The organism is Paenibacillus sp. FSL R5-0713, from assembly GCF_037973325.1.
GTDB lineage: Bacteria > Bacillota > Bacilli > Paenibacillales > Paenibacillaceae > Paenibacillus.
Map to the genome: position 1 here is coordinate 6,099,759 of NZ_CP150229.1, position 25,893 is coordinate 6,125,651.

At 48.7% G+C, this 25,893-nt stretch carries 23 protein-coding genes; 10 read left to right on the forward strand and 13 right to left on the reverse strand.

Annotated features, from left to right (window positions below; translation table 11 throughout):
• Positions 1–34: 34 nt before the first annotated feature.
• A complete protein-coding gene (locus MKZ12_RS27235; protein ID WP_339257698.1) occupies positions 35–505 on the reverse strand; it encodes a GNAT family N-acetyltransferase in 471 nt (156 codons plus the stop codon).
• Positions 506–716: 211 nt separating this feature from the next.
• Between MKZ12_RS27235 and MKZ12_RS27240 the strand changes: the two genes are divergently transcribed.
• Together MKZ12_RS27240 and MKZ12_RS27245 are read left to right on the forward strand one after the other, a co-directional pair.
• Positions 717–1,148: a hypothetical protein gene (locus tag MKZ12_RS27240; RefSeq protein ID WP_339257700.1), complete on the forward strand. Its 432-nt coding sequence runs from the start codon at positions 717–719 to the stop codon at positions 1,146–1,148.
• Between the two features lie 75 nt (positions 1,149–1,223).
• Positions 1,224–1,676 (forward strand): hypothetical protein, encoded by a 453-nt coding sequence (locus MKZ12_RS27245; RefSeq protein WP_339257702.1) that lies wholly within the window; start codon positions 1,224–1,226, stop codon positions 1,674–1,676.
• Between the two features lie 151 nt (positions 1,677–1,827).
• On the opposite strand, the gene fni is transcribed toward MKZ12_RS27245, so the two are convergent.
• From fni to MKZ12_RS27290, 9 genes are all read right to left on the reverse strand, one after another.
• Positions 1,828–2,895: a type 2 isopentenyl-diphosphate Delta-isomerase gene (gene fni, locus MKZ12_RS27250; protein WP_339257704.1), complete on the reverse strand. Its 1,068-nt coding sequence runs from the start codon at positions 2,893–2,895 to the stop codon at positions 1,828–1,830.
• Between the two features lie 221 nt (positions 2,896–3,116).
• Positions 3,117–4,598: a phytoene desaturase family protein gene (crtI, locus tag MKZ12_RS27255; protein WP_339257705.1), complete on the reverse strand. Its 1,482-nt coding sequence runs from the start codon at positions 4,596–4,598 to the stop codon at positions 3,117–3,119.
• Positions 4,595–5,743, reverse strand: coding sequence for a glycosyltransferase family 2 protein (locus MKZ12_RS27260; RefSeq protein ID WP_339257706.1), 1,149 nt, complete (start codon positions 5,741–5,743; stop codon positions 4,595–4,597). Before MKZ12_RS27260 ends, crtI (MKZ12_RS27255) begins: the two co-directional genes overlap by 4 nt.
• A 1-nt stretch (position 5,744) precedes the next feature.
• Positions 5,745–6,506 (reverse strand): lysophospholipid acyltransferase family protein, encoded by a 762-nt coding sequence (locus tag MKZ12_RS27265; RefSeq protein WP_339257707.1) that lies wholly within the window; start codon positions 6,504–6,506, stop codon positions 5,745–5,747.
• On the reverse strand, positions 6,475–7,242 hold the full coding sequence (locus MKZ12_RS27270) for a carotenoid biosynthesis protein (protein WP_339257708.1): 768 nt from the start codon (positions 7,240–7,242) through the stop codon (positions 6,475–6,477). The genes MKZ12_RS27265 and MKZ12_RS27270 overlap by 32 nt, the downstream gene beginning before the upstream one ends.
• Complete coding sequence (locus MKZ12_RS27275; RefSeq protein ID WP_339238232.1) at positions 7,242–8,114, reverse strand: phytoene/squalene synthase family protein; 873 nt, start codon at positions 8,112–8,114, stop codon at positions 7,242–7,244. Before MKZ12_RS27275 ends, MKZ12_RS27270 begins: the two co-directional genes overlap by 1 nt.
• Entirely contained in the window at positions 8,111–9,574 is a 1,464-nt protein-coding gene (crtI, locus tag MKZ12_RS27280) for a phytoene desaturase family protein (RefSeq protein WP_339257709.1), read from the reverse strand. The genes MKZ12_RS27275 and crtI (MKZ12_RS27280) overlap by 4 nt, the downstream gene beginning before the upstream one ends.
• Positions 9,571–11,121 (reverse strand): phytoene desaturase family protein, encoded by a 1,551-nt coding sequence (gene crtI / locus MKZ12_RS27285; RefSeq protein ID WP_339257710.1) that lies wholly within the window; start codon positions 11,119–11,121, stop codon positions 9,571–9,573. The genes crtI (MKZ12_RS27280) and crtI (MKZ12_RS27285) overlap by 4 nt, the downstream gene beginning before the upstream one ends.
• A 266-nt stretch (positions 11,122–11,387) precedes the next feature.
• Entirely contained in the window at positions 11,388–12,374 is a 987-nt protein-coding gene (locus tag MKZ12_RS27290) for a MerR family transcriptional regulator (protein WP_339257711.1), read from the reverse strand.
• Between the two features lie 227 nt (positions 12,375–12,601).
• Between MKZ12_RS27290 and MKZ12_RS27295 the strand changes: the two genes are divergently transcribed.
• From MKZ12_RS27295 to MKZ12_RS27330, 8 genes are all read left to right on the forward strand, one after another.
• Positions 12,602–14,077, forward strand: a complete 1,476-nt coding sequence (locus tag MKZ12_RS27295; RefSeq protein ID WP_339257712.1) for a phospholipase D family protein — start codon at positions 12,602–12,604, stop codon at positions 14,075–14,077.
• Positions 14,078–14,200: 123 nt separating this feature from the next.
• Entirely contained in the window at positions 14,201–14,824 is a 624-nt protein-coding gene (locus MKZ12_RS27300) for a TetR/AcrR family transcriptional regulator (RefSeq protein WP_339238242.1), read from the forward strand.
• Positions 14,821–15,162, forward strand: a complete 342-nt coding sequence (locus MKZ12_RS27305; protein ID WP_339238244.1) for a multidrug efflux SMR transporter — start codon at positions 14,821–14,823, stop codon at positions 15,160–15,162. The genes MKZ12_RS27300 and MKZ12_RS27305 overlap by 4 nt, the downstream gene beginning before the upstream one ends.
• Positions 15,162–15,476 (forward strand): multidrug efflux SMR transporter, encoded by a 315-nt coding sequence (locus MKZ12_RS27310; protein WP_062836933.1) that lies wholly within the window; start codon positions 15,162–15,164, stop codon positions 15,474–15,476. Before MKZ12_RS27305 ends, MKZ12_RS27310 begins: the two co-directional genes overlap by 1 nt.
• A gap of 336 nt (positions 15,477–15,812) precedes the next feature.
• A complete protein-coding gene (locus tag MKZ12_RS27315; RefSeq protein ID WP_339238245.1) occupies positions 15,813–15,947 on the forward strand; it encodes a hypothetical protein in 135 nt (44 codons plus the stop codon).
• 212 nt (positions 15,948–16,159) lie between these two features.
• The gene (locus MKZ12_RS27320; protein WP_339257713.1) at positions 16,160–17,107 is read left to right on the forward strand and encodes a TetR/AcrR family transcriptional regulator; all 948 of its coding nucleotides are present in this window, start codon (positions 16,160–16,162) and stop codon (positions 17,105–17,107) included.
• A 33-nt stretch (positions 17,108–17,140) separates the two neighbouring features.
• Positions 17,141–20,395: an efflux RND transporter permease subunit gene (locus tag MKZ12_RS27325; protein WP_339257714.1), complete on the forward strand. Its 3,255-nt coding sequence runs from the start codon at positions 17,141–17,143 to the stop codon at positions 20,393–20,395.
• Positions 20,396–20,785: 390 nt separating this feature from the next.
• Complete coding sequence (locus MKZ12_RS27330) at positions 20,786–22,462, forward strand: PucR family transcriptional regulator ligand-binding domain-containing protein (protein ID WP_339257715.1); 1,677 nt, start codon at positions 20,786–20,788, stop codon at positions 22,460–22,462.
• A gap of 6 nt (positions 22,463–22,468) precedes the next feature.
• Here the strand turns inward: MKZ12_RS27330 and MKZ12_RS27335 are convergent, their stop codons facing one another.
• From MKZ12_RS27335 to preA, 3 genes are read right to left on the reverse strand one after another with little or no spacing between them, the layout of a single operon-like run.
• Positions 22,469–22,705, reverse strand: a complete 237-nt coding sequence (locus MKZ12_RS27335; protein ID WP_339257716.1) for a hypothetical protein — start codon at positions 22,703–22,705, stop codon at positions 22,469–22,471.
• A complete protein-coding gene (gene hydA, locus MKZ12_RS27340) occupies positions 22,705–24,150 on the reverse strand; it encodes a dihydropyrimidinase (protein WP_339257717.1) in 1,446 nt (481 codons plus the stop codon). Before hydA ends, MKZ12_RS27335 begins: the two co-directional genes overlap by 1 nt.
• The gene (gene preA, locus MKZ12_RS27345; RefSeq protein ID WP_339257718.1) at positions 24,147–25,442 is read right to left on the reverse strand and encodes an NAD-dependent dihydropyrimidine dehydrogenase subunit PreA; all 1,296 of its coding nucleotides are present in this window, start codon (positions 25,440–25,442) and stop codon (positions 24,147–24,149) included. The genes hydA and preA overlap by 4 nt, the downstream gene beginning before the upstream one ends.
• Between the last annotated feature and the right edge of the window lie 451 nt (positions 25,443–25,893).

The window sequence follows — 25,893 nt, forward strand, 5'->3', positions numbered from 1 at the left end:
CGCCAATTCGACCAGCGTCCCATCCGCTATCGGTTTACCCTTTGATTTCCTTGTACATCGTTAGATCCGTTACTTCATATCCCATCTTGCGATAAAGGCTACTCGCTCGCACATTATGTCCAAACACATGCAATCCGATGCGATCCACGCCAAGACTCAAGGCCGTCTGTTCAAGCGCCTCCATCGTCTCTGTTCCATACCCTTTACCGCGGTGTGCTTCTTCAACCACAATGTCCAGTAAAAATGCATCTTTACCACGACGATTATCCGTGATATTAAACCAGATATACCCCACATTTCCGTCCACAGGATGCACTAGATTGTAGAGATATGCTCCGGGTGTATTCAAACCTTCTGGCAGATAACGTTCATAAGATTCCTCGGCCAGTTGCTGCGCCTCTTCCTCCGCCCAAGTGCCTGCTTCTACTTTTTCCTGTGCAAAATCCTTAATCGATCGAATGCAAAAACTCGCATAATCTTCCTGATTCATTGGAGAAAGTTCCATTTATTCCCTCCTTATTTTGAGTGATCTTCATTATGTAGGATCCCTGTGCAGTCCTTATTGCACTGCTAGTATCTTATTGTATCCTGTTCTCCCGCTTGGCGCATGAAGTAATTCTGACGATTTGTACTTCAAATTTCATATGTATCCATTTTATCTATAACTTTTGATCTCCTCCCGTCGTTTATACCTCATAGGAAAGGAGTGCATTATCTTGTACACACATCGCCGATTCTCCAAAAAGAAAATCATTATCTTGTCCGCCATCGTACTCGTCATAGGTATCATCACCTCTAAGAGCTTGCTGAATGCAGTCGATCCCTTTCGCCACTTGAGAATCACAATCCACAATCAGTCTGACTATAACCTCACCAATATTCAGACTAACTTAGCCCAAGGCGACTCGTATAATACCAACGAGAGTGGCTCCACCTACGTATTCAAAAAGGATATTCCCAGCGGAGCAAAAGTGAAATTCGCCCCACAGCTGAAACTTTCCGGAGAGGGTACTGTCTCTTTAGAGTTTACAGACAGCCACGGTAAAACCTATAACAAAATGGTTTGCGGTTATACGGAATACTTGTCCGGCAATTCATACGTTACTGTAACCAATGAGAATGTCACTGTGAAAGAGGAATGTATGTAATCTTTCGGCAACACAATTATATAAGTAATTTGTACATCCTCATTACATACTAAAAGCATAGAGGAGGAAATTACATTGTCCTTAAACATAATTTTAGGCGCAGGCTTAGTCTTCTCTTTATTACTTTCTTCACATCAAGCTAGTGCTGTTAGATTAGAGGATAGAGTCAAAGATGCTTTTACTAACCCTCCAATCACTGTGGAGAACTCTAATGATCCGATTGTTACTCCATTGGACATACAACTTATAAGACCATTCAATTACAGTAGTTACAATGCATATGAAAAATCATTCACATTGGATTCTGACAATGGAGAGACTTCTAATCTTTGGATTAACAACACTAGTACGGATACTATTTATGTCAAGATCACTGTGGGCAATCTTTCTCCAATTGATATTTCAATCAAAAAAGGAACTCAAAAAACAACAAGAATAGGTGTTATAGGCACAACAAACGTCAAAGTTTATATCTATAGTTCAACAGGTCATAAAATGGATATGAATATAAGTGCCAGACAATTTTAATAAAATAAATAGTGTAGAGGATATTTCTTAATGAAGTATCTTCTACACTATTTTTGTTGCAGATTATAGTAGGAAGCAATATAAGTAGATTCAAAATATATAATGAAATAACTCCAATGAAGTTTATATCATTTTCATTTTAACCCTGCGCTTACCGCCGTTCAACCAGCCGCTCCGTCTGTTTCAAATCTTCAATCCGCCCTGCGCCAATGCCGAACATCACGGTACGCAGCTCGAATTCGACCTGTTCCAATCGCTCATTCAGAGCATCGTCGGAAGCGACTGCGGATTCGAGCAGAGATCGGCCAAAACCAGCCAGATTAGCACCGAGCGCGAGGGCTTTGGCTGCATCCACGCCCGTGTAAAGTCCGCCACTGCCAATCAGAGCACCCGCCGGATTCAGCGCTCGCACTTCCTGAATACACTCCGCTGTCGGAATGCCCCAGTCGGCAAAAGCTTCCGCAGCCGCCCGGCGTACCGGGTTGTTGTTACGGTATTTCTCTACCTGCACCCAGCTTGTACCACCAGCACCAGCTACATCGATAAACGCCACACCTGCTTCATATAAGCGTTGAGCCGTCACGCCATCGATGCCAAAACCGACTTCTTTTACGCCAACAGGCACGTCTAACTCACGACACAAGTTCTCAATCCGGTGAAATAATCCGCTGAAGTTGGTATTACCTTCCGGCTGGAAAACTTCCTGCAACGTGTTCAGATGAAGCACGAGCATGTCCGCACCCGCAATATCTACAGCACGCTGGAAGTCAGCCGTGGTGAAGCCATAGTTCAGCTGCACCGCGCCCAGGTTGGCAATGACCGGGATGTCCGGTGCCCAGCGACGCACATCGAAGGTACTTGCCAGTTCTGGCTGTTCCACGGCAGCCCGGATCGAACCTACGCCGAGCGCCCAGCCTCTGGCGTTCGCTACTCGGGCGAGGCGCTCATTGATGGCGCCCGTTGTTTTGCTTCCACCCGTCATCGAACTGATGAGCAAGGGTGTACGTACTTTTTTGCCAATAAACGAAGTCTCCAGATGCACCTCTTCAAAATCCAGCTCCGGCAGTGGGTGATGACGAAACGCATACCGCTCCATACCGCTGGTTACCCCTTCTCCTGCCACATTCTCCTCAAGACAGAGGCGCACGTGTTCCAGCTTCCGTTCTCCCGTAGCCACTTCGGGAAGCAGCCGTTCGCCGGCTCGCTCTTGTTCATTCATGATGAGACCTCCTATGTGAGAATCGTGCGGATCGACAGGATAACCTGCCCGTTCCTTGCTTCTATGTATAGATGTCCTATGCAAAAGACAAAAACATTCATCTAAATAAACATTGCAGCATAACTCTATCCAGTATAACGTTCCAATCCAGCTATGGAAAGGATGCTCCGAAACCAAATGTCTCACATAAATCTCGGAGCACCACTATCTTTTATGCCTTCTTATCTCAAGATTTCCGATGCCAACTGCTCACCAACAAGCTGCCCGGATAAGGTCACAATCGGGGTTCCGCCGCCTGGATGTGTTGTACCGCCGACGTACCAGAGTCCTTGGACATCTTTGCTTCGGTTACCTGGTCGCATGAAGGTCTGCTTCACCGAGTTGGACGAAATGCCATAGATCGAGCCTTGATGCGCCAACGTATCCCGTTCGATATCTCGCGGCGTGTATCGGATCAACACATCGGATTGGTTCAACCCGGTAATTCCCCGCGCTGCCAATTGTTCCAGTACAAACGCTCCGTAACGTTCCGTCTGCTGCTCCCAATTCCATGAATCTGACAAGTAGGGGGCATTAACCAGAATGAACAGATTACTGGCTCCCGCTGGGGCCATGCCCGCTTCGGAATAACCGGAATAACAGATGTAGATCGTGGGATCTTCGGGCATTTTACGGTCACGGAAAATATGGTTGAACTCCGGTTCATACCGTTCCGGGAAAAAGACGGTATGGTGCAGCAGTGCATCATATTGCTTTTGCACACCTGCCAGCGTCACAAATCCCGAGATGGATGGCTCATACTTCCGTATGCGGGCATCACTCATCTCTTTTCGGTGTTCCGGTGCGAGCAGTAGTCGATTCACGCTAAGCACATCTCCATTGGCAACAACCTGATCGGCTTCACGGAAGCCTTGATTCGTATCCACACCTGCCACTGCGCCATTCCGAACAACAATCTGCCGGACCTCTATGCCCGTAATGATCTGCACGCCTTTTTCCTGTGCCAGCCGAGTCATGCCCTCGATCAGTTGATAGGTTCCTCCTTTGACCCCGTAGATGCCCACCTCTGCTTCCACATGACCCATCATGGCAAAGATCGAAGGAGACTGATACGGCGATGATCCCACATAGGTTGCGTACCGCCCGAACATAGCGAGTGTATGTGGATGCCGGAAATACGAACGCAGCAGCTTATCCAGCTTCACCGTTGGCCTCACGCGGAGCAGGCTGCGCAGCATCTGAAGATTGTATTTGTCAGAAGGAGACAGCAACAACTTACCCAGAAAATGACGATTGGCTTCCGCATACAGCGCGGCAGACTCATCCATAAACGCATCATAACGAGCCGCATCCTCCGGACTGTACGCTGCGATCTGCTCTTTCATCCACCCGCGATTGCCTGACAAATCTACTACCGTGCCATCTGCAAATACATTACGCGTACGCGGCTCCAACTCATATAGCTGTACGTAATCTTCCATTGTTACACCTGCATGATCGAAGACGGAACGAAAGGTGGATGGCATCGTGATCGTGCTCGGTCCCCGATCAAAATGATAACCGTCTCGCTCAATCTGCTGCAGCTTACCACCTACATGATCCTGCCGTTCCAGAATGGTCACCTGCACACCTTGTGAAGCAAGTCGGATCGCACACGATAGACCTCCGAATCCTGCACCGATAATGATGACGTTACCTCTCAACTGTACCGCCTACCTTTCCATACATACCCCTTGCCGGAGCGACCCGCCTGCCAGGAAGCAAATCCAATGGCAATGACACATGCCATGCTAACTGGTTGCAAAAGTGCAAGCCACCAAGGTTGTCCGCCAGCATGATCTGCTACTCTTTTCACAGCCATCCCCAGTAATGTTCCTAACAATCCATACAGAATGGACATCGAACTACCTGTCATGAGTCCAAAAATTAATCCCAGCGGAGGCACAATATACATCAGCGTATACATCAACATCGTGCCAAGCAGCAGTACGTCTTTACGGCCCATACCTTCGTACATGTTTTTCTTGTATCCGTTCCACACTTCTGCACCGTTCTGATACATGCGGGTATTCGTTACGTCATGCACGTCAGTCAGCATCACCGGATGACCTGCACGCTTGACCGCCTTGGCTAGACTCATGTCATCTACCAGATGGGCCTGAATGGCAGCATGACCACCGGATGCTTCGTAACTGGAGCGATGAATCAGCAAAAAAGCCCCTGTAGCGGCCACAAACATCGGACTGGATGATCTGCGAATCATGAAAATGGGCAGATGACTGATGATGGTGAAGACCATCATCGGTACGACAAGCTTTTCCATCCACGTCTTCGTTACCTGATAAGGAAAACCGGTTACCAGACCACCGCTCTGCTCACACCCTGCCGCAAGAGTCTGCCGAATGGCACTTGGCTCCAGGCGCACATCCGCATCCACGAACATATACCATTCTCCCTCGGCCTCCTGAACCAATCTGTGACACGCATGGGATTTCCCCATCCAGCCCTCGGGTAGATCGACACCATGCAGCAGACGCACACGCGCATCACGATCGGCAATCGCCTGAACCATGGCCGCTGTCTCATCTTCGGAGCGATCATCCAGCACCAGCACTTCCATCCGGAATCCCGATGTGTCACTCGCGAGTACACTTTCCAGACATCCTTCGATATGTAGTCTTTCATTTCTGGCCGGAATCAGCACCGAGACCAGCAGGTCCGGTGGTTGTATCTTATCTGCTCGGAATGAACGTACTTTGGGCAGACAGGAGACGTTCCATAGAGCGAACAACAGTTGTATTCCCAATATGCTTGTCAGCACAATCCAGAAGGTTTCAGATGCACTCATTCTAACGGTTCACCCGCTTTCGCGCAGCGTCGTATTTTTCACTGGTCGAACGTACATGACGAATCAGCGGAAGCGCATCTGGCAAGCTCCCCTGTCCCATTCGTACAAGCGCTGATCTGTGATCGTCTAACTGCTGTTCCAACACAAGACCGAGTCTGGAGGCAATCTCTTCACTCTTGAGCGTCTTCCAATCTTCCATCACAGGAGGGCCCGCCTGCATCGATATCTCCGGTAAATCGTGCTGGACCATCCCGTGGCACAAGGTTACCGGTACTGCGATGGCATTCGGAGAGCGACGAAGCAGCAATCCGATGCCTGGACGGAACTGAATCGGTCTGGCCTCCTGATGCAGAATTTCTCCTTGGGGAAAAATCCATACCCTTTTGCCCGAATCCAATAGTTCACTGGTGTACTGTAGAGAGGTCCGAATACCGGACGCACTCTCTTTATTGATTGAATATGCACCCAGTTTACGAAAAAAGGCATATTGCTGAAGTTGCTGTTCCTCCATCATCACATAATGATCTCCCCGTGATGTCTGCCTGGCCGCATGATAGAGCAGCAGACCATCCCACCAGGAGCTGTGGTTCATGAAGTAGATCACCGGGCGATTGGAATCAATCCGGGAGTTGTCCCTGGTATCCACCTGCGGGTCCAGTGACCCCGATAGCGTAAATGAACGGAAGCGCCGACGCAGCAGATAATAATGATTATATAAGGCAAAAATTCGATTAAAGGGTTTTGATTTTACGGCGCGAATCATAGAGCCAGCTCCCTTCGGCAAGAAGCATTCCTGCAATGGCGATGATAAAGCTGCCTGTAATTCCTTCCTTCAGGGCGAGTAAGCCGAATAGAAGAATAAAGAGCTGATACAGCCATTTTGCACGCAGCAATGAGCTACGGTCACCAGGCATGGCCGGAAGGAACAGGGACAGGAATGCGCCCATGATAAACCAGCTTATGTAATTGGTCCACGGGACCCCGTAGAATCCACCTGGAGCCTGCCACTCCCAGAATCCTCTTGCATGCGCGACAGGATCGAGCACCAGATCAAGAACCACCGCCCAGAACCCGGTCTTCACGGCTCGAAGTAGCTTGCCAGCCCAGGTTGAACCCCCGCCACTTAACAGCGCCGAGTTACCCACCACTGCAATCCAGGCGAAACCCAGCGTAACAGGCACACTGAACAGATGAATCCCGAAAAAGTCAGAGTAAGCATACTCACCAAAGGGCCAATGCGTATGCACCCCTACCCACTCCACGCCCATACCACCCAACCAGATGATCACGGAAGCGATCCACAGCCCGGGTTTCAACCAGATGACTGACTGGTCGGACAGACCTGTCCGATTGCGCCCCTGGTAGATCAGATCCAGCACATACAACGCATAGAAGATTAAGAATAAACCATTGGAAAAGGACAACACGTCCGGCACGCCGATCGTCAACATCAAGGTTGCTCCAATGACATACCAAGCCCAGTAAAGCCACTGAATCATCAGGATACCGCCGTTCGGGAGGCTTGATAGGCCAGCATCGGGTAACGTTTCACAATCGCACCCAGCATCTCCAGTTTCAATTCATCACTAACATATGCCCGTTTGGTATATACGTCATAGTCGTTACGCTCAACCGCGTGTAGAATGGTGGAGTAAAAGGCTGCTGCCAGTTCAATCGAAAACGCACTTTCCGTCGGATAAGTATCCAATCGATCCATGCCAATACGGAACCAGTTCAATGCTGCTGCTTTTAACTCATGAATAATGGCAATAAAGCGTTCGTCCACGATCCCATCTTCAAAGTCCTGCTCCGAGTAACCATGCTTCTCCATGATCTCCAGCGGAACATACCGGCGCACTCTGGCCCGATCTTCACCTACATCCCGAATAATGTTAACGATCTGCATTCCTTTACCCAAAGCAATCCCATTTACGGCTACTTCCGCGCCATTATCATCCCGCAATACAGGCAACAACATCTCGCCTACGGTTCCAGCCACCAGATAACAATAATGCTCCAGTTCCTGCATCGTTGCATAATGCGTTACTTTAAGATCGGTGAGTTGCCCTTCCATCTGGCGGAAGAATGGCCCCTTATCCAGATGAGGGAAACTGCTAAACAACCATCTCAGTGCTGGCCAGATAAAGTGTCCTTCCGCTTCGTCCAGTCGATCAAATAAATCATGGATCTCATGAATCGTATAGGCCGATTGTTCCGGTTCATCCACACTGTCATCGATCATGCGGCAGAAGGCATAAATGACATATACCGCTTCCCGACGCGGACTTGGCAACCCTCTAAAGGCCTGATAAAAAGAGGAAGAACCCTTTTGCATCAACTCTTCGCACCTGCTCAAAATCGCTTCATTCATGTTCCCATCTCCTTCGTGAGTTGATTGACGGCCATACGTGCACTCTGCATCACAATCGGCACTCCGCCTCCAGGATGTACAGATGCCCCTGCGGCATATAATCCCTTGATATTCGGGAATGGTTTGGGTTGCGGTCGGTATACACCGGACTGGAACAACACTGGCGCAATACCGAAGCTTCCGCCCCCATAGAGCCCGTCTCGCTCTGCGTCAGCGGGTGTGCGCACCTTTTTCCACTTGATCGCTGCACGAAGTCCCGGGAATCCACGTTGCTCCGCTTCTTCCAGTACACGTTCTGCCAACGCCTCGCTCTCCTGCTCCCAGTCGACACCTTCGGCATCGGGTACGGGAATGAGGAAATACAATACACTCTGTCCTGAAGGCGCTGCCGTCTCATCCAATGCGACCGGATTAAATACGTAAAATGAGGACTTTGCCGGAATGCGTCGCTGATTGAACACTTCCTGTAAACTGCCTTCAAGACTTGGTGGCAGGAAGAACTGGTGCGTCGTTGTATCTTCCCAGGTTTTGTCCACGCCCACATAGAGCAATACACATCCGGAAGAGGGACGATACGGCTTTCTTTTACGCGCTACCTCTGATGATTGACCAAGCAAACCCGAAAGATGGGGGAAATCGCCATTGTAGATAACTGCATCCACATTTTCTGCGCCTGCTGCCGTTTCTATACCTTCACATACACCATTTTTAATCGTGAGCCCTGTAACTTCCGCATTCAGTACAACACGTCCACCACGTGAGATCAGTTCCTGTTCCAGAATAGCCGGTAATGCTGCATACCCGCCCTTCACCATCCAGATTCCATATTCATGCTCTGCATAGGGAAGCAGGGAGTAGATGCCTGGCGTCCCGAACGGCGATCCACCGATGTATAGACTTTGTAGCGAGTAAGCATCAAGCAATTCCTCATGCTGAAAATAATCACCCACCGCTTTCCGGACACTTTTGTGTGCACGTAATCTGCCCATGAGTGACATGAGAGATGGTGTGAAGAAATCCCTTTTGCGCGGAAAAGCCCGTTCCAGAAACGCCGCCCGGCCTGCAGGAAACAACGTGTCCATGTCTTTCATAAACCGTGTGAACCCTCGGCTCTCTCCTGGGAACAAACGCTCAATCTCCGCCGTCTGCTCCTCACGTGACGTCATCTTGGTCATGACACGACCACTGTGATAATGCACTCTATATAGGGGATCACAGCGAAGCAGCTCAATCTTCGAACGATCTACGCCGGCTTCCTCCAGTATGCCAAGTAACATCTCCGGCAGAAGCACGATGGTCGGCCCCTGATCAATCCGGTACTCTCCTTCCTGCTCATATCCAATACGTCCGCCAACGCGCGATCCCCGTTCATACACGGTGACATCCCATCCCTGACGGTTCAACAACAGCGCCGAAGTAAGTCCGCCAATCCCTGCCCCTACAATAGCGGCCCGCTTCATGAATGCCCTCCGGCTTCTGCCGTCTTCACATAAGAGGATGGCTTGGAGCGCGTGCGCGCGTCCTCTTCCTGGATCAGCCTCACGCTGATTCGAGCAGATTCAAAGATCGTTGGCAAACCGCTGCCAGGATGTGTTCCTCCGCCTACCAACCATACACTTTTCAACTCTTCAAACTGGTTATGGGGACGCAGATACATCATCTGACCCAGATTATGCGCCATGTTGAACGTTGCTCCGCGGTACACATCCAGTTCATTCTCCCAATCGAGTGGCGTGAACAGCATACATTCTTCAATCCTGCTGCGAATGTCTGCCAGCTCAGGAATGCCTTCCATGCGCTTCATCATGGCCTCCTGCACATTCTCACGTTCTGCTTCCCAATCGATGTCTGCGGTAAGGTTAGGCGTAGGCATCAGAACATATAAAGCAGATTTTCCTTCCGGTGCCAGTGTCGAATCGAGTCTGGAAGGGTTATGAATATATAGAGATGGATCGGCTGACAACATTTTGTGCTTCGTAATCTCATCAACGTTCAACCGGTAGTCCTCTGGAAAATAGATCGAGTGATGCGGCAGGTCCACTTCACCATCCACACCCAGATACAGCATCGCTGTAGAGCAGGAGTACTTTTTGCGTTTCATTTTCTCCGGGGTATATTTCTTAAGTACGCCCGGTTCGAACAAATGGTTCACCGCATGTGCAAAGTCGGCGTTCACGACCACATGGTCCGCTTCGATGCGTTCACCGTTCTCCAGCAACACACCTTCTGCACGACCCTTGCGAACGATGACCTGTTTCACCGGGGTGGAAGTATGTATCCGTCCTCCGTATTCTTCCACGACATCAGCCATGGCCTGGAAGATCCGATTCACACCGCCAATCGGGTGGAACAATCCATAGTGATGCTCGATGAACGATAGTATGGTAAAGGTACCCGGACAATCCCAGGCAGACATGCCAAGGTATTTGGATTGGAATGTGAATGCCCAGCGTAGACGCTCGTCTGTAAAATAGCGGGACAAGATTCCATAGACTGTATTGTGGACATCAAGCTTGGGTAGAGCTGACACCGCATCTTTACGCAAATAGTCCGTAAGCTTGCCAAAAGGACGGCGGAGCAAAGGCATGACTTTGCCAAACTTCACTTCTTCTTCTTGCATGAACCGAAGGTAATGGTCTTCATTGCCCGGGAACAATTCCTTAATCTGCGCAGCTGTATCTTCCCGATTACGAGAAGGTGTGAACACCTTGTCACCAAAGTTCAGTGCGTACAGTGGGGTTAACTCTTTCATATGCACATAATCGGATAACTTGCGACCCACCACGTCGAACATCTCTTCAATCAGCTGAGGCATCATCAAAAATGTAGCGCCCCGGTCGAATCGATATTCACCCAGTTCCAATCTGGCAGAACGCCCCCCGATGACTGGCTGTTTCTCATATACATCTACTTCGTACCCCTGACCGGACAATAGCATCGCTGCTGCGAGTCCACCCGGACCCGCGCCAATCACAGCTGCACGTTTGCGTTGTTGATTCGGTATCATGCCACTCACCTCTCTATGTAGGGAATTCCTATAGTTCTCTAGCCCCTAGCCTATTATTAAACCGCCCAAGAACACTTTAAGCGTTAACCAGCAAAAACATTATACAAATATAATACAAATATTATACGACCTTGTAAACCAAAAAATGACCCATCGGTCAAATTACGAGAATACTCCAATCAAAAACGCAAAAAACACCCCTTGATCACTTTCGTCAAAGGATGTCCTGTATACACTAGCTTATTCATTGTCATTTAAGATCATACTCAATTATTTGCCTGTCCAAACCTCGCACCAGGTGGTTGCTCTGTGAGATACTCACGTTCTATCCATGACTGCCAATCTGCTGAATCCTCTGGCATGATCCATTGCGGGTAACGAGCATGTTCTGCACGCTCATAGCCTTTCCCACCAAGTACGAAGCGAATATGTGGAAATTCATTTTTAATCCGCTCTATAAGTTGATCGCACCGTTCAAGCAGCCCCGGACTTGTGATCGAAAGGCAGACCAACTTGATCTTTTGCTCCCGGATAATCGGGAAAATGCCTTCTTCCGGCGTGTTCGCACCGAGATACAGTACTTCTGCTCCATTTTTACGCATAAAGAGAGAGAACAACAGCAACCCAACCTGATGATGCTCCCCTTCCGGACACAACGCCAGAACTTTGGGCAGATGCGGATAGATCGGGAACAGATGGAAAAACTGATAAAACCGCTGTGAAATCAGCTGAGTCATGAAGTGTTCCTGAGCCACCGAAGCCCTGCCTTGCTCCCATGCATCTCCAACCCGAACCAGTATGGGAACCAGCACATGATAGAACATCGAATCGTACCCGTACATGGTGAAACCAAAATCAATCAAACCATTGGCACGTTCACCCTGAAAGTTGTAGAGCGAGTCATAGATCTGATCTGCCATCCGTTCGTATGCTTCTTCCATTGAAGGCACCGGAGCCATGATCGGAATAGGCGCAGCTGCCTCGGGTGGGTTTAATTTGTTTACTTTCAACATCCGTACCGCTTCCGAGATATTAGTCTGATGCAGCTCTACCTGTTCTTTCAACCAGCGCAGATCCTCAACATTCTCTTCGGTATACATTCGATAACCCGATTCCGTCCGCTCAGGGGTGACCGCATTATACCGATTCTCCCAAGCCCGGATTGTTACCGCCCTGATATCGAGCATGGCTGCGACTTGTTTGATGGAATACACCTTATTACCCACTTTCTTTCCTAATTGTCCAGATTTCACAGGTTATATCCTTGGTTCCCCGTCCTTGTCAGGCATATGAAAACCCTAACATTCTACAAAAATAATACACTCATTATACACAACGCTCAGACACCTGTCGATTGCATCCTGCCAATTTGCTATATGTACTATACGCCTACATTCGTTATTCTACCGGGTTATCCTGCGTCAACGTTATCATCCGTGTGGTAATAGAACTCAGCACGTACAGAAAGGGGAGTCCACCGTTGGTCTCATTGCGCCGCCATACATCAGACCGCAAGTCTTCACGCGGCAAATTTCCATACATACGAACAGGGATCGCCCTATTGGTCCTATGGCTCATCGCCGTCATGCTCTATCAGACCTATAAACCATTGCCACCGGGCATTTCCTACGAAAGCCCGGAGTATCATGTGGATCAGGTCGAATTCCTGCATGACCTGACCTATCCTTCCTCCGACGGACAGATGCAGCATGAACAGCAGATCTTTCAGCGCATGATGCAGATTGTGGAGGAAGCAGAGCAGTTTGTCCTGGTCGATATGTTCCTGTTCAATAATTATCAACACAAGGGACAGAACTTTCCTCCCGTAAGTACTGAATTTACCGAAGCTCTGGTCGCCAAAAAAAATCAGCATCCTGATATGGACATTTTGTTTATTACAGATGAAGTAAATACCAACTATAACTCAGCACCGAATCCGTTGCTGGAACAAATGAAACAAGCAGGCATTCATGTAGTCATTACGGATGTGGACCCTTTGCGTGATTCAACTCCGGTATACTCTGCGGTCTGGCGAACCTTCTTCCAGTGGTTTGGCCAATCCGGGGATGGCTGGATCAAGAACCTGATGGCCACAGATGGTCCAGATGTCACTGTGCGTTCCTATCTCAAGCTGCTCAATGTGAAGGCGAATCACCGCAAAGTTGTTGTTAGTGAAAAGACGGCGATTGTCTCTTCCGGCAATATCCATGATGCGAGTGCTTACCACTCGAACATTGCATTTGAAGTAACAGGTCCAGTCATAGGGGATATTCTGCAATCAGAGCAAGCTGTACTTGATATCTCGGGCGGAGGCCAGGTTCCTGCCTACACAGCTCCTTCGAAGGATTCAAACACGGGAGATTTGCGAATACGCTATTTAACTGAAGGCAAAGTGAATGACGCTGTTCTCCATGAAATCAATCAGGCTGGCAAAGGTGATACCATATGGATGGGCATGTTCTATGTGGCCTCTCCGAAAGTATTGGAAGCCCTGCTCGAAGCCGAAAAACGAGGAACCGACATCCGGCTTGTACTTGATCCTAATGAGAATGCTTTTGGTCAGGAAAAAATCGGCATTCCTAATCGCCCTGTTGCCGCCGAATTGCATGATAAATCCAAGGGTAAAATACAGATCCGCTGGTATAACACCACCAAGGAGCAGTACCACACCAAGATGATCTATATTGCCAAGGCAAGCGGAGATCATATCGTGCTCGGTGGTTCAACCAACTTCACACCCCGAAACATGAATGACTACAATCTGGAGAATGATCTATGGGTTGCTGCACCTCCAGACAATAAGTTCACGCGCGATATCGCGAATTATTTTGAGCGTATTTGGAATAATGATGATGCCGAGTTCACGTTGGACCTGGATGAGTTTCAGGAGAAGACCACGTTCTTGAAAGGTATCCTTTATAAGTTACAGCTGATTTTGGGTCTTACGACCTTTTAGACAAGCACCATATTCATACCTGTATCCGCCTGTACTCTCGTGTGCAGGCGGATATTTTCATCTTGACAGGTGATGTGAAGTGTGAAAATATAATTACCTAACGACCGTTAGGAAGGTGATCTAATGACTGCACAATCCATTCGGGATGCAGCCCTGTTCCATTTTGCCAGAGATGGCTATGAGGGGGCTTCACTACGAGCTATAGCTGATGAAGTCGGGATTAAAAAACCGTCCATATATGCACATTTCAGCTGCAAGGATGACTTGTTTTTGCACACCCTGGCGTTTGCTTTTCACGAAGTAACACGGCACACACTCGAATATTTCCGTGATCATGAGGATCTGCCATTGGAGCAGAGGCTGAAGGGTTTGCTGATCTGGTTCGAACAAGAATACAATGCACACGCCTCTGCTCGCTTGATGCTGCGCAATTGTTTCTACCCACCACTTTCCCTTTATAGCGAAGTGATGGATCTGGTGTATCCGTTTATCGATGGTATGGAACGTGCGCTAACTCGTTTGCTTCAACGGGCAATACGTCATGGGGATATTTCACCCATTCCCGCGGAGCAGGCCGCCATTGCATTCATGACGTTTCTCGACGGGATTACCGTTGAGATCATCTATGGAAGTTCCCGTCGGTACAAGAGACGGTTGGAAGCATCCTGGCCTGTCTTCTGGCATGGCATTCATCATCTGAACGAAGAGGCACGAAGTGTTGTGCCGGAAGGAGATTCAACATCATGAACCGCAACTGGTTATATGTATTTGTCGGTGGCATTATTGAGATTGTCTGGGTAAGCGGACTGAAACATGCCTCGAATGCCTGGGAGTGGACTTTGACGGGGATTGCCATCGTGATCAGCTTTGGACTGATTATTGCTGCTTCCAAAAGACTGCCTGTCGGTACGGTGTATGCCGTCTTTACGGGAATTGGTACGGCAGGTACCGTCCTTACGGAAATGGTCTTATTCGGCGAACCGTTCCGCTTGGCCAAAGTATTGCTCATTGGATTGTTGCTCTGCGGCGTAATCGGACTGAAACTGGTTACGGATCAGCAAGAAGCCAAAGGAGGTGCAGTATAATGGCTTGGATGGCAATTGTAGGTGCAGGCATATGTGAAATTTTCGGAGTAATCGGTATTAATGGTGCTTCTACTCGTAAAGGCTGGCCTTATATCGTACTGATGCTGGTATCGTTTGTGTTTAGCTTCTCGCTGTTATCTTACGCCATGACGTCCATTCCCATGGGCACAGCGTATGCGGTGTGGACCGGAATCGGGACGGTAGGCAGCACGTTAACAGGCATGTTCCTGTTCGGTGAACGGAAAGAAGCGAAGCGTATCCTGTTTATCGCGATGATTTTGGTTGCAGCGGTTGGTTTGAAACTGATCACGTAACGGAACAACTGAATTACACTTTATAACTCCGATTGCAATACCACTTTCCGACCGCTGTTATCCCCAGATTTCTTTGATTTCCTTTGAAGAGTGATAAATCCGGTGATAGCATATGCTTCCGAAGAAGCTTTCTTACAGAAAGCTTTAAGGCGAACACTCCGTTTCTTCAAGTTGGTTCTGTAATCTCCGTTATCGTGTACTTCTTAGCTTCCATTAGGATATCTATTAAATTCTGTAAAATAAAAAAGACGACTTCGATCAGGAAGTCGTCTTTTTTCGGATATGATAGAAATAGGGAACCTCCCTATACACTGCTACGTAAGAAAGGAGGGTGTAATGTTGAAAAAATTATTGGCACGCTTTGGCTCTTATACTGGGTATGCCCTGCTGATCGGCATGGCTATCTTCTATCTCATCGCGCTAGTCGCCATTATTATACTCGCCTTGTACGCCTTCACTGGAGGAGCCTAAATTAAACGTTCTTGATAGCAACACCCCATCGTACATACAGGCTACACCTTGTTACATGTTGTTCTTTTTCCCTTTGATCATCCTCTTTCCTCCATATTATTTTTCCAATTTACTCCCATTTGAATTCCTTTAACGAGATCGTTTATACTTGGTTTGACCTTAAAGTCAATTCAAGAACTCACAAGTTCCCTGATGAGGTGAATGTATCGTTAATGAACCCTATACATGAGATGAATGAGAAGAAAAAACTCATCATTACTACAGCACTCAAGCTATTCTCATCCAAAGGCAGTGCTGCAACATCCATGCAAGAGATTGCTGAACTATGCGGGATGTCCAAAGGCAGCCTTTATATCATGTTCAAATCCAAAGAGGAACTGGAAGCCAGTACGCTGGAGTACTGCATGTACACGCTGATGGACGAGATGACGCAGATTGAGCATGAAACCAGCCTCTCCCCGCGAGAACGCCTGCACAAGCAGATTGAAACTCTGCTCATTCATGTAGCCGAATTCAAGGAATTTTTGCGGGTACAATTGCGAAGCATGATGATGGATGATGAACAGCAACGCAAGGAACAATGCCATCCACAGCAAAGAGATCTGGAGATCCGTACCTTACATTGGTTCAAGGATAAGCTGGAAGAGCAGTATGGACCGGAGATTGAACCATATACGATTGATCTTATTTTGTTGACACACGGACTGTTCCTCTCCTACGTCAAAATCTGGTTTACAGAGATGCCTTCTCTCACCGTTACCAAAATGGCAACAAACTTGCTGCAAATGATGGATTATGCCGCACATGGATTCCTTAACCAACGACCTGAGCCTTTGATTCCGTTGGAGGAATGGCCTGCCTGGATTACCGAGGCCCATCCAGATTCCACGGTGATGCGACATCCTATCCATATCATCAAACAAATGCAGGATGTCGCCGCCTCCGATTTGCCCGCAGGGCAACCGAAGAATGATGTACTTGAAACCATTGCCATTCTCAGACAGGAGATGATGGAATTCACGCCGCGACGCGCCATTATTCTGGGCATGATGCACAATCTGGAGAACGTAACTGCCATTCAACCCTTGCATTCCGAGCTTCAGCATATTTTGGATGCCATGTATAGCCGGTTCATCCCTGCTGACTCGTCACACACATAAACAGGAGAAACAGAGAGGAGAAGAAACCATCGTATGAAAGGTATTATTAATTTTTCACTGAACAACAAGTTTGCGATCTGGATTCTGACAATCATCATCTCATTCGCAGGTTTGTACAGCGGATTGACGATGAAGCAAGAGACCATTCCGAACATCAACGTACCGTTTCTGAATGTCACTGCCATTGATCCGGGGGCTGCACCGGAGGGAATTGTTGAAGATGTCACGAAGCCGCTGGAAGTAAAACTGCGGAATGTTGATGGCGTTAAGACGGTTACCTCCACGTCCATGGAGAATGCAGCATCCATCACACTCGAATTCGATTATGGAACAGATCTGACCAATGCAACGGCAACCGTTCGTGAGGCACTGAATGAAGTACAACTGCCTGACAGCGTACAGAAGCCGACCATTTCCAAGTTCAGCATTAACTCGTTCCCGGTCGTATCTCTAAGCCTGTCCGACAAGGACGGTGGTGACCTGGAACAATTGACACGACTGGTTGAATCGGATATTCAGCCTGCACTCGAAGACATTGAAGGTGTAGCTCAGGTTCAGGTGTCAGGTCAATATGTAAAAGAAGTTCAATTGAAGTTCGATCAAGCCAAAATGGCCGAGCTGGGCCTAACGGAAGACACGGTAAACGGCATCGTTCAAGGTTCATCCATTCGTGTGCCCCTGGGACTGTTCGAACTGGATAAATCCCAGAAAGCCGTTGTCGTAGATGGCAACATCGTCGACATCGATGATCTGAAAAACCTTGCCATTCCAGTCGTACCCGGCGGTGCTGGCGCTTCTGCAGGCAATGGCTCAAGCGCAGCTCCACAAGGCTCTGGAGCACCAACAGGTGAAGGCTCCGCGGCTGGTGATGCAGCCCAAGGTACAGCTCCTGGCTCTGCACAAGGAACAGACCCTGCCGCAGGCCAAGCTACTGGCGGTAACGCCAGTGTAGGTAGTCCTTCTGGTGCTGCCAATGCGCCGGGCATTCCAACTGTAAAACTAAGTGAAATTGCCAAGATCGAAGTCATCGGTCAAGCGGAATCCATTTCCCGGACAGACGGCAAGGAATCCATCGGTATTTCCGTTGTAAAATCCAACGATGCCAACACGGTTGATGTCGTGAATGCAGTCAAAGACAAAGCGGAAGAATTGCAGAAGCAGTTCAAAAATGCAGACCTGACTGTACTTCTCGACCAAGGTAAACCGATTCAGGACTCGGTGAACACGATGCTGGGCAAAGCTGTTTTCGGTGCTTTGTTTGCTATCCTGATCATATTGCTATTCCTGCGTAATATCCGTTCAACCATTATCTCCATCATCTCGATTCCGCTCTCCTTGCTCATGGCATTGACTGCACTCAATATGATGGACATTACCTTGAACATGATGACGCTCGGTGCCATGACGGTGGCCATCGGACGGGTTGTCGATGACTCCATCGTTGTTATCGAGAACATCTACCGCAGACTAACACTCAAAGGTGAGAAACTGAAAGGCCGTGAATTGGTCCGCGAAGCAACGCGTGAAATGTTCATTCCCATTCTTTCCTCTACCATCGTAACGATTGCGGTATTCCTGCCACTGGCATTGGTAAGCGGTATGGTGGGCGAGCTGTTCCTACCATTTGCATTGACCATGGTATTTGCCTTGCTGGCATCCCTGATCGTTGCCATTACCATCGTGCCGATGCTTGCGCATTCCCTGTTCCGTAAAGGGCTGAAGAACAAGCAGAATCACGAAGAAAAACCAGGCAAGATGGCCGAAGGTTACAAACGCCTGCTGAACTGGACCCTGTCACACAAACTCATCACGGTTAGTATTGCAGTAATTCTGCTGGTCGGCAGTTTGTTCCTGTACCCATTCATCGGTGCAAGCTTCTTGCCAGAACAACAGGATAAATATGTGACGATTACGTACAGTCCACAAACCGGATCTTTGCGTGAGGATGTAGAAAAAGAAGCACTCGTTGCCGAGAAGTGGTTGTTGAAACAACCAGGTCTGGAGAAAATGCAATATTCCATTGGCGGCACGAATCCACTGAGCAGTATGGGAGGCGGTGGCGGAAACTCAGCGCTATTCTATATTGAATATAACGAAGATACGAAGAACTTTACTCAAGTGAAGGAACAGCTTGTCGAAGGTTTGAAAAAAGAAGTTACCGTAGGAACCTGGAGTGAGCTCGACATGTCCGGCGGTCTGGGTGGCAGTGGTCTGAGCCTATCCATCTATGGCGATAATGTAGAGCAACTCAAACCTGTATCGGACGAAATTCTGAAACTGGTTGAAGCGGATACGGATAATTTTGAAAAAGCAGACACAACACTAGCTGACACCTACGGGCAGTATACGCTCGTGGCAGATCAGGAGAAATTAAGTTCCCTGGGCTTGACTGCAGGCCAACTGGCTATGGCATTGAGCCCGGCACGCGAACGTCCTGTGCTCACGGAAGTTGATATTGATAACAAAACGTATAAAGTATATGTAGAAACCGACGATAAAACATTCAGCAGCATTAATGAGATTGAGGATGAAACCGTCACTTCACCGCTTGGCATCGAAGTACCGATCAAAGATGTTGCCAAAGTGGAAGAAGGTACATCCCCGAACTCCATCATGCAAATTGACGGTAAGGTTGTTGTACAAGTGACAGCCAACATCCTGGCTTCGGATGTAACGAAGGCTTCAAATAACTTACAGGCTGAGATCGACAAGTTGGATCTTCCTGACGGCGTTGAAGTGAAGTTCGGCGGTACAACCGAACAGATTAATGATACCTTTACTCAGCTTGGTCTCGCCATGCTGGCAGCTATCGCCATTGTATACTTCGTGCTTGTTGTAACATTCGGCGGCGGTTTGGCACCATTCGCCATCCTGTTCTCCCTGCCATTTACGGTGATTGGTATTATGGTAGGTCTGTTCATCGCTGGGGGTACGCTTGATGTCTCCGCCATGATGGGTGGATTGATGCTCATCGGGATCGTGGTCACCAACGCCATCGTGTTGATCGACCGAGTTATTCACAAGGAAAAAGAGGGTATGCCTACCCGTGAAGCTTTGCTGGAAGCCGGTGCAACTCGTCTGCGTCCAATTCTGATGACCGCTCTCGCAACGATCGGTGCCCTGTTGCCATTGGTTACGGGCCTCGAAGAAAGTGCAGGGATCATCTCGAAAGGACTCGGAATTACCGTAATCGGCGGTCTGATCAGCTCCACGCTGCTTACGCTGGTTATCGTACCGATTGTGTATGAGTTCCTGATGAAATTCAAAAAGAAAAGAATTGAAGATTAATAAGTAGAGAGTTGTTCTCATATAACGGTTCGAGTACAACTTCGATACAGACTATACGTTCTAACCTCTTGCCCCTTAGCGCATATTGGAATGATTGAATTCCGATGTAATGCTAAGGGGCTTTTTTATGTAAATTCAAACGAGATATTGACCTTCAGAAACATAGACCTCGCTCTCATTGGAGTAGAGAACGCGTCACATTGAATGACATAGAAACATATCTTTTTAATCAAAATTACAAAAAGAAGAGACCTATTTGTCATTTAAAACAAATGAACGTGAGATTTCAGCCCATCTCCTGTAAATCGACTTATAATATGGATTAATTATGCAAGTTAACGGATTCCAGCTCCAGATAGATCACATGTATTGGGGAAGGACGGTGGTTGTGTGGGGGAGACAACGCTTCATATTCAAGTCAGAGACATGTTAAAACGTCCCGTGTTTCGCAAGGCAGAGGTTCTGGCCAGTGATCGTGCGCTGGAGCGGTATGTTCGCTGGGTTCATATTATGGAAGTACCTGAGGTTGGGGATTTGCTCAATGGCGGGGAATTGGTGCTGACAACAGGCATTGGCTGGCAGGAAGGTGAGCAGCAAGGTCTGTCTTTCCTGCGTCAGCTAATTGCACGTGGGGCTGCCGGACTCTGCATGGAACTGGGGGATCACACCAAGTCACAGCTCGGTGCCATGAAAGAAATTGCAGTCGCAGCGGATTTCCCATTGATCTGGTTCCACGAACAAGTCCGTTATATTGATATTACACAAGACCTGCATTTCACCCTGATTCGCAGTCATCAGCGGATGATCGCCGAACTCGATCATCTCACCACCTCGTTTAACCAACTTCTTCTGAATGGAGATGGCGTACAACCCTTACTTCGATTGCTATCACGAACAACCGGATGTGCCGTGGCGTTATACCCACTTGAAGGGGAAGCAAGTAGCGTTCCCTATTGCTCGCCAGAGCAGCTGGAGACTCGGCGGCAGGATTGGTTTTTGCAGCGAGGACGATCGGATCAAGTAGATATTTCGAAGGAAGCCCCACTAACCAGGAACGCTTGCCATCTATACTATCTGCCTGTTCAGGCGTTGGACTACACCTTTGCCGACCTTGTGCTGATGCACCAAAAACTGCCGGAGCATGATTCAAATATACCTATCAATCCTTCGGATGAATTCGTCATTCAGGCACTGGAACGTTGCGCGGCAGCGATCGCCCAGGACTGGATGCGAACCAAATACATGGAAGAGAAACGTCGCTACAAAGAAGATATGTGGGTCATTGACTGGCTTAACGGACATCACTCCACGAAGGAAATCCATGAATATGTCTCCACGGTCAATCCCCTTCTTGCAACGAGCAAAGCGAACATCATCCTATTCGACAGCAACCCCGCATACACAGATAGTCTCAGACTCCAGAAGATATTAATCCAACGCAACATCGTCGCCCGTTCCGTGTTCGCCCGGGAGAACTTCACCCTCTACAGCACCGTTCTGAACCACCAGATCATTCTTATCATTCTCGACCCACTACCTGGATCTCAGCGCAAAAGCAGTCTCTGGCGCTGCATTGAACAATTGCAGCAGCACGAGCAGGAACAGACCCATCGTCTCTTCTCTGGTCTGTTCGCTATCGGTCATAGCTGCGCGAATCTCTCCCGTCTAAAGGAAAGCCTGGAATCCGCAAAAGAGACACTGCGGATTCAGAAGGACATCGGCGAGATGCAGCAGCCCTTTTACAGTAATCTTCATTGTTATCGCATCATTGCCAACATGAAGCAGAGCGGTAATCTGGAAGATTTTATCGAAGAATATCTGGGTCCTCTTATCCGTTACGATATGGAGAAAGGAGGCCAATTACTGCGCACACTCAAGCAATATTTCGTATTGTGCTGTTCCAAGCAAGAGACGGCTACCGCTCTTTATATTGTCAGACAGACACTCTATCACCGTTTGGACAAAATCGAAGCGCTTCTGGGAGAAGATTATATCCTCCCCGAAAAGCGAGTTGCGATTGAGCTCGCGATCTATGCGTATGAGTATGTTCATGGCCCCTTAGGTTGATCTGTTCTAAGCAATTCCAGCTCCCCGCTGCTCCTGAAGCTGGCGAATCAGGATATGACTGAACCACTTCCGTCCAGATGCTGTACCCACGTATTGCTCTTGTTTCTCCTCGGGAAGATCCGGGTGCTCCCATATGACATGAGCACCCTCCAGATGTTCCCGTACCGCATAGATTCGATACCCCTGCGCAACCATTCGCTCGATGGCGATCCTCTCGGCCTCAAACACATCATGATCCGACATCAGCTTATCCCTCCATTCACTGCCGCCACAGGCTGTTTCAATGGCATGGGTACACCTGCATCATATTTGTTGCGCTTCACATATTGCCCTGCTCCCGCTGTCCCGGCATACTGCCGATCTCGAATGACATACTCCCCACGGCACAACACCGTCACCGGACAACCCTGTACCTGCATGCCTTCAAATGCACTGTAATCAACATTCATATGATGCGTATCTGCCGAGATCACCCTGTTTACAGAGGGGTCAAAAATAACGATATCCGCATCTGTCCCTACAGCCAGAGTCCCTTTCTGCGGAAACAATCCAAATAACTTACTTGCTCTTGTCGAACATAGATCAACCCATTGATTGAGCGTAATCCGCCCTTTGACTACACCTTCCGAATACAGAATACTGAGGCGATCTTCAATGACAGGCCCTCCGTTCGGAATTTTGCTGAAATCATCCTTGCCCAGATCCTTCTGCCCTTTGAAATTAAACGAGCAATGATCAGAGCCAATCGTCTGCAACTGACCGCTTTTCAATGCATTCCATAGTACTTCCTGATGCGCTGCTTCCCGCAGCGGCGGTGACCAGACATACTTTGCACCCTCGAAGTCTGGCTGATCCATGATCGACTGATCCAACGTCAAATACTGAGGACAGGTCTCCCCCCAGATTCGGTAACCCATTTCACGCATACGCGCGATCTGCTCCACAGCCTCCGCACAGGTCACATGCACCACATACAACTGTGAATCCGCAAGTGCAGCCAGTCGTGCTGCTCGGCCTGTCGCTTCTCCCTCCAGCATGGATGGACGAGTCAGTGCATGATGAATTGGCTCCGTGCGCCCTTCGGCGAGTGCTTGTCGAACCAGCAGGTCAATAACATCCCCGTTCTCGGCATGCACCATGACGAGTGCGCCATACTCTTTTGCCTTTTGCAACGTCTGGAAGAGAATCCCGTCATCGGCTTGAAACTGGTTTTTATACGCCATGAACACCTTAAAGGATGACACACCCTCTTCTTCAATGATCTGCGGTAACTCCCCCAACACCTGATCATTCATCTCCCCGATCATCAGATGGAAACCATAGTCGATAACGGCTTTACCCTCGGCTTTGGCATGCCATTCCTGGAGAGATTCGATTAATGGACGGCCTTTTTGTGTCAGGCAGAAATCAATAATCGTCGTTGTACCGCCAAAGGCTGCCGCTGTCGTTCCCGTTGCAAAATCGTCCGCTGTTACTGTTCCACCGAATGGCATATCCAGATGTGTATGCGGGTCGATACCGCCCGGAATAACGTAACAGCCGGCTGCATCCACCATTTCCGTTCGTTCGTCAGGCACCAGTCCGATGCCAATCTGTGTAATTTTACCCTTTTCGATCAAAATATCTGCTTCAAAGGTATCTGACGCTGTCACCAACACACCATTACGAATCAATTTGCGGGTACTCATGATATCGCCTCCTTGGTTGATTGATCTCTGACCGATTGCAGCATGGCAATCGCAGACTGACGTTCATTCCAGGTTACAGGTTCCTGCTCAGGCACAAGCTCCACCATCTCAATCGCCCCATCCACCGGGCAAACGATCGAACACAGATTGCAGCCAACACAATCCTCCTCCACCACTTCCAGATAGGCACCGGACGGGTCGGTCAACATATCAATACACTGGTGCGAAGTGTCCTCACACGCAATATGGCATTTGTTGCAATTAATGCAGACATCGCGGTTGATGCGAGCGACCACTTTGTAGTTCAGATCAAGATTGCCCCAATCCGAATATCGCGGAACCGTCTGGCCTACCAACTCTGCTACGCTGCTCAGACCCTTCTCATCCAGATAGTCATTCAGCCCATCAATCATGTCCTCTACAATGCGGAATCCATGATGCATCGCTGCGGTACATACCTGAACCCCTGTAGCACCCATAAGCAAAAACTCTGCCGTATCCCGCCAGTCGGATATGCCACCAATACCCGAGATTGGCACACCCACCTCCGGATTACGTGCGCACTCGGCAACCATGTTCAGTGCAATTGGCTTCACAGCTGGGCCACAATACCCGCCATGCGCTCCTTTGCCGCCTACATGTGGCACGGTATTCCACGAATTCAGATCCACACCTGCCAGGGAGTTAATCGTATTGATCAGGGAGATCGCATCTGCGCCGCCGCGAACAGCTGCCCGGGCGGTTGCCGTAATATCCGTGATATTCGGCGTGAGCTTCACAATCACTGGTGTGGTCGCCACTTCCTTCACCCACATCGTCTGTAGTTCGACCAGGTCAGGTTGCTGACCAGAGGCGGCTCCCATACCACGTTCAGCCATGCCATGCGGGCAGCCAAAGTTCAGTTCCAGACCGTCGACGCCGACGGCTTCCACCTTTTTCACAATCTCATGCCACTTCTCCCGCGTAGGTTCCACCATCAGTGAAGCGACAACCGCGCGATCTGGGAAGCGTTTCTTGGTCTCGGCAATCTCCCGCAGATTCACTTCCAGCGGACGATCGGATATCAATTCAATATTGTTAAACCCCGCCACCCGCTGTCCGCCGAAATGAACCGCCGCAAAACGCGAGGATGTATTAATAATCGGCTCACCCAGTGTCTTCCACACCGCGCCGCCCCAGCCCGCTTCGAACGCACGCTGAACCTGATACCCCGTATTGGTCGGTGGTGCAGAAGCCAACCAAAATGGGTTGGGTGATCGAATACCTGCCAGATTAATGGATAAGTCAGCCATAACGATCCCTCCTTGGTGTTTGACCTTATTAGTTACACTGAACAATCCGATGACAGAACAACCTTCCGATCGCTGTTATTCCCAGATTTTTTTGATTCCTTTTCTAAAGGGAAAATCCGGGAATAAAGGCGAGCACTTCGTTTCTTCAGGTCCTTTCTGTCCTCTCCGTTTCGTGTAAATGTTTAGTTCAATGTATACCGTTGTATTGGATATTTGGTCGTGCTCAGGATCTCTGCGTAGTATCGGTGTTGCTGGATAGCACCTGTAATCTAACGAACCGTACACCTCTTATTCGACTCATTTGCGGCACTTTCAAAATCTAACGAATCGTAGAAAGCTTATTGGGCTGTAATCGCTCATTTAGGCTTTATTTCGACGGTTTTTTGTCAACATAAGACGTGTGAGATTCGTTAGATTTTTCAATCCTCCATAATTGCCTCCATAAGGTGTG